Below are 4,826 nucleotides of genomic sequence, written 5' to 3'. Positions count from 1 at the left end.
AGCCCAGTCAGCACAATCCCTGCGAAACCGATCACCAATGACAGCAACCGCGCCGAAACATGTTTGGGCGTAAAGTCGCCATAGCCGATAGTGAGCCCTGTCACGAAGGTGAAGTAGAGGGCCTCGTCGATCCGCCAACTCTCTATGCGCCAGATCATAAGCCCGGACCCAACCATGACCAGGAGAATCCCCGACAGGATGGGCCAGACCACACGAAGTTGCTGGACGAGCGCTATGAAGAACAGACGCCTCATTTGCCTTGCTTGCGGCTTGTCGCGTGTCTTTGCCGACATGATCTCCGACCTTTCTGCTGTTCACGGTCAGGAACGCCGCCGAAGAAGTTCTGCGCAGTCATGGCCAGGGAACCTCGTTCTCGCGATCTCGTTGTTCCCTCTACAGTGAGGTCCGACGCTTGAGCGAACCAGTCCCAGAAATCGAGCGCGGGCCACCGTCTGGGCTCAACGGTCCTCCCGCGCCAGGCAAGAATAGGCTTATTGCGGGGGTCGTTGTAGCATGCCTCTTTCTCGGCTTCGGGGTGCTCGCCGAGGAAGTCCTGGAAGGCGACACGACCAAATTTGACCTTGTCATCATGTCGGCTCTTCGAGCAGCCGATCCGGCCTACCCGATCGGTCCGCCATGGCTTCAGGAAGCGGCCCGGGATGTGACCTCAGTCGGCAGCGTGGTGTTTCTTGGCTTCGTGTTGCTGGCAGGGGTTGTTTATCTCCTTCTCATCCACAAGCGGGCCATGGCTATCTGGATGGCGGTTGCGGTGGTTGGCGGCGAACTGCTTGGCACGATCCTCAAGCTGAGCTTCAACCGGCCGAGGCCGGAAATTCCTCACGTCACCAAAGTATTCACGGCAAGCTTCCCGAGTGGACATGCAATGCTTTCGGCGATCGCATTCCTGACCGTGGGCGCCCTCCTTTCACACGCAAATCAGGAGCTGCGTCTCAAAGCGTATTTCATGTTGATCGCGGTGTTTCTGACGGTCGCCGTAGGGATAAGCCGGGTCTATCTCGCGGTCCACTATCCCACAGATGTCTTGGCCGGATGGTGCATTGGTTCTGGCTGGGCGATCCTGTGTTGGACAGTCGCGTTATGGTTTCAGGAAAGGCCGAAGCGGGTGGAAACTTGAAGGTCCTGGCCGTCATCAACAAAAATGCCGGCGCAGCAGCGCACAAGCTCGACATAGAGAGAGCCGTACGGGATGGGTTCGCCGAACGTGGCGTTGAGGCGGATGTCCGATTGGTGGATGGGCGAGAGGTTGGAGAGCTCGCTCGGCGCTTCGTTGACGAAAACAAATCGAAGTCCCGCCATGGATCAATATTGGTGGTGGGCGGTGGCGACGGCACCCTCAGCAGCGCAGCCTCGGCGCTGGCGGGGACCGATCTTGTGCTCGGTGTCCTTCCGCTCGGCACGTTAAACCACTTTGCCAAGGATTTGGGTGTGCCTCTCGACCTCGCAGCGGCGATCGATACAATCGCGACAGGCAAGCCTGTGGCAGTCGATGTCGCCGAGGTCAACGGCCGCGTCTTTCTCAACAACTCTTCGATTGGGGTCTATCCCTTCTTTGTTGCAAAGCGTTCAGCCGAGCAGCGGCGCCGCGGGTTCGGCAAGCTTGCCGCCATCGGACCCGCTCTCATGAGAACGTTGAGATCCGCCTCGTGGCAGGCTGTCCACGTCGCTGCTCAGGGCACCCGCGAAAGACTGCGGACGCCCTGTGTGTTTGTTGGCAACAATCTCTACGACATCGCCGATCTTGGCCGCCGCCGCAGCCTGTCGTCAAAAGAGCTATGCGTTTACGTCGTCAAGCAGCAGTCCTGGCTTGGACTTGCATTGCTTCCGTTCAAAATCGCGTTCGGCATGATCGACTCAACCCGAGATCTTGAAACCTATCGGGCTAGTTCACTCCAAATCACATCGCATCGGCACGCCATGCTGGTTTCTCTGGACGGCGAAGCCGTCAGTATCGACATGCCACTCAACTTTCAGATTCGACCAGCGGCCTTGCAGGTCCTTGCACCTGCCGAAATGACCACAACCGGTGGCCGTGGCTGAAAGCGGAGAACTTCAGTGAAAACCCTCGTCCACCTTTCGGATTTGCACTTCGGAAGAACAGAGAGCCAGCTTGTGGAAGCGATCGTAGCCGAGGTTCGCGCCATCGACTCTGATTTGCTCGTCGTATCGGGGGATCTGACCCAGCGCGCCCGGAAGGACGAATTCCTGCAGGCGCGAGCCTTTCTTGATTCCCTTCCCGGCCCCCGCATTGTAGTGCCCGGCAATCACGATGTGCCGCTCTGGAATGTCCTCGCACGCGCATGGACGCCTCTGTCGCGTTACAGGCGCTACATCGAGGCGGACACTGAGCCGTTCTATGCCGACAGCGAAGTCGCTGTCGTCGGGATCAACACGGCACGATCCCTGACAATCAAGGACGGCAGGATCAATGTCCGCCAGCTCCAGGCGGCGACCGAAAAATTCACGCATATTTCCGATGACATTACCCGGATAGTGGTCACGCATCATCCTTTCGAAGGGCTGGACCTGGAAGGCGACGACGGCATCGTTGGCCGCGCCGATCTGGCAATGGATGCCTTCTCGCGAAGCGGCGTAGACATCATATTGTCTGGCCACCAGCATCTTCACCGCGCTGGTTCGAGCGCACGGCGCTACCTTATCGACGGCTACGCGGCGCTGCTCATTCAAGCGGGAACGGCGGTTTCATCGCGGCTTCGCCAAGCTGCAAATTCGTTTAACATCATTCGCATCGAGCATCCAAGGATCTCGGTCGAATGTCGGGCCTGGCAGCCTTCGCAGTCAGGGTTCGAAATCTCAGCCAGTTATTCTTTTCGGCACGGTCCAAGCGGGTGGGAACCTGGGGATAGCGGTTAAGCGATGCCGACTTGGTAGCTTCTGCGCTGCCTTCAGCAGGTTTAGCGGCTTAGCAGGAGTTGTGGTAATATGTATACGCGCGACGGCAACATGTTCGCAAAACAATGCTGCAGCGGCGGTCCTTTGAGCGGTTAAGCGCGTGCGGAACTGAAACCAAAGCACGAGCTCATGGCTCGATGAGCACACGCGGAATCAACTTCCTAGATCAATGGCTGGCCAACAACGTCCCCGAGACGACGAAGGCCGATGTCATCTCGGTTGACGAGCTAACCCACAAGCTGTTTGCCGATGCCAAGTCGGTCGGGATCAAGCGGGAAGAGATCGACGAGGAAGTCCACAGCCTCTATCGAACGATTCTCGACGCAATTGTGCATTACGATACGGGCCCGGCAGAATAGCTCTTGCCGGCGACTCCTAGATCAGGAATACAATCCTACCGTTGCGGCGACCCCTTCAACGGAGTTCGCCATGTCCAAAACCCTCGCCGACACCCTGGCATCTCGCGAAACGATGTACGTCAATTGCGGGCATCCGGCCTGCTGCAAGTCGACAAAGCTCGACGTCCAAGCACTTACCGACCGGCTCGGCCCGGATCATGGGGCAATGCATTGGGATCTGGTCGGCCTCTTCGGCTGCTCGGATTGCAAGGCTGCAGGCCGCGACCGCCGGCCGGTGTTCTTCACCGTTGTTCCTGACTACGCGGGCATCAATGCGAAGCGCAACCGCGATTGGAAACCGACTTTCGATCCACAACGCTAGACGGCTGGGCTGGGACTTCAGTCTTAGTCCCGCCAATAGTTAATTGGTCAGTTGCTAATCTGCCCATAGTTTAGGCAGCGCGGGGGACGTCCAAACCAAACCCGCAGTGGCCGGTGCGGCACGCCAGCATCCCAAATAGCCCCGCCGCACCGGCCATTACTCTACGGATGGGTAGCGCCTGGTTTATAATCCTTTGCGATGCCGTCTATGCCATCCATATCTCGTCTTGACTGTCGGTGCCGCCGCTGAAAAGGGCGATAAGGCGACGCGCCAAATGCTCCCGCGCCGGGTGCGAGCCCTCAATTCCGGCTTGCTCGCAATACTCATCTAGAATTCTGGTAAGTGTCGCCAACTCAAGCGCTCGTTGCCTTGCTAGATCGCGGGGGCAGATATCATTTCCGTTGCCGAGCTCACGCAAAAACTGTTCGCCGACGCCAAGTCGATAGGCATCTCAAGCACAGAGATCGAGGAAGACACCGGCAGCGTCTATGAGACAATCCTTGACGCCATCGTGCATCACGAAGCTGGCGTGGCGGACTGACGAGCGGATGACCGACAAGCCCGCCACAACCTACGTCGTGAGCGTCTTTGAGAAGCCGCACTGGCGCACCGTTCTAACGACCAAGGACAAGGAAAAGGCGTTCGCGCTCGCCAAGGAGATCGGCGACAAGGTGCGGATCGAGGAGATCGCGCCTAAAGGTGAAGAGGAGCTAGCTGACCGACCCGCGCCGGATTTCGGACTTTCTTAAATCCGAACTCTATTCGCTACGGCTGGCCTGCCTCTTAGGTCTGACCCTGGCAAGCGATTGTCGCCTACGAGACGGTCTTCGGACGATAGTTTGGGCGGTATGAAAGGACCCGTAGCGCCGATCTCGCCTAGCCAATCCTCGTAGCCAGTGTTCATTTTGGACACTAGTTCATCGGGATCATGTATCCCGGACTGGAATAGACTCTTGAGGCGCCGGCCGAAGTGCTCCCATGCCGGATGGCCTTCTGGAATTCCTGCCTCTGTGCAATAGTCGTTGAGAACCTTTGTCAGCATTGCAAGTTGCTCAGAATCGAGATGATCGTCGGATGACATCGCTTTATCCCTCGTGGGGGCGAAAGCGTGATCGACTCTTCCAAGCGCCAGGCGCCCGTTCAAATTGGCCAGCGATCAAATTGGCCAGCGACGT

7 protein-coding genes are annotated in these 4,826 nt (G+C 58.0%); 6 read left to right on the top strand and 1 reads right to left on the bottom strand.

The features are described 5' to 3' along the window. Positions 1 to 254, bottom strand: a 254-nt coding sequence (locus tag AC1D2G_RS34325) for a potassium channel family protein (protein WP_477419617.1), incomplete at its 3' end; no start/stop codon positions are given. 158 nt (positions 255 to 412) lie between these two features. Here AC1D2G_RS34325 and AC1D2G_RS34320 point away from each other — a divergent pair. The 6 genes from AC1D2G_RS34320 (at position 413) to AC1D2G_RS34295 (ending at position 4,400) form a co-directional block, all read left to right on the top strand. Then, positions 413 to 1,135 carry a phosphatase PAP2 family protein gene (locus tag AC1D2G_RS34320; RefSeq protein WP_477419615.1) on the top strand — a complete coding sequence of 241 codons (723 nt, stop codon included), beginning with the start codon at positions 413 to 415 and terminating at the stop codon, positions 1,133 to 1,135. Continuing rightward, positions 1,099 to 2,058: a diacylglycerol/lipid kinase family protein gene (locus AC1D2G_RS34315; RefSeq protein ID WP_477419613.1), complete on the top strand. Its 960-nt coding sequence runs from the start codon at positions 1,099 to 1,101 to the stop codon at positions 2,056 to 2,058. The genes AC1D2G_RS34320 and AC1D2G_RS34315 overlap by 37 nt, the downstream gene beginning before the upstream one ends. 15 nt (positions 2,059 to 2,073) lie before the next feature. Then, positions 2,074 to 2,892 carry a metallophosphoesterase family protein gene (locus AC1D2G_RS34310; RefSeq protein ID WP_477419611.1) on the top strand — a complete coding sequence of 273 codons (819 nt, stop codon included), beginning with the start codon at positions 2,074 to 2,076 and terminating at the stop codon, positions 2,890 to 2,892. A 176-nt stretch (positions 2,893 to 3,068) separates the two neighbouring features. Then, positions 3,069 to 3,290 (top strand): DUF768 domain-containing protein, encoded by a 222-nt coding sequence (locus tag AC1D2G_RS34305; RefSeq protein ID WP_477419609.1) that lies wholly within the window; start codon positions 3,069 to 3,071, stop codon positions 3,288 to 3,290. A 70-nt stretch (positions 3,291 to 3,360) separates the two neighbouring features. Then, on the top strand, positions 3,361 to 3,651 hold the full coding sequence (locus AC1D2G_RS34300; protein WP_477419608.1) for a hypothetical protein: 291 nt from the start codon (positions 3,361 to 3,363) through the stop codon (positions 3,649 to 3,651). A 548-nt stretch (positions 3,652 to 4,199) separates the two neighbouring features. Beyond that, the gene (locus AC1D2G_RS34295; protein WP_477419606.1) at positions 4,200 to 4,400 is read left to right on the top strand and encodes a hypothetical protein; all 201 of its coding nucleotides are present in this window, start codon (positions 4,200 to 4,202) and stop codon (positions 4,398 to 4,400) included. Positions 4,401 to 4,826 lie beyond the last annotated feature (426 nt).

Source organism: Mesorhizobium sp. P2_C7, assembly GCF_056404515.1.
The sequence above is the reverse complement of the archived record's forward strand: the minus strand, read 5'-3'. Positions and strand labels throughout refer to the sequence as shown.

Coding starts and splice junctions, on each gene's coding strand:
- AC1D2G_RS34305 (WP_477419609.1), top strand. CDS start 3,069: ATGAGCACACGCGGAATCAACTTCCTAGATCAATGGCTGGCCAACAAC.
- AC1D2G_RS34300 (WP_477419608.1), top strand. CDS start 3,361: ATGTCCAAAACCCTCGCCGACACCCTGGCATCTCGCGAAACGATGTAC.
- AC1D2G_RS34295 (WP_477419606.1), top strand. CDS start 4,200: ATGACCGACAAGCCCGCCACAACCTACGTCGTGAGCGTCTTTGAGAAG.
- AC1D2G_RS34315 (WP_477419613.1), top strand. CDS start 1,099: ATGGTTTCAGGAAAGGCCGAAGCGGGTGGAAACTTGAAGGTCCTGGCC.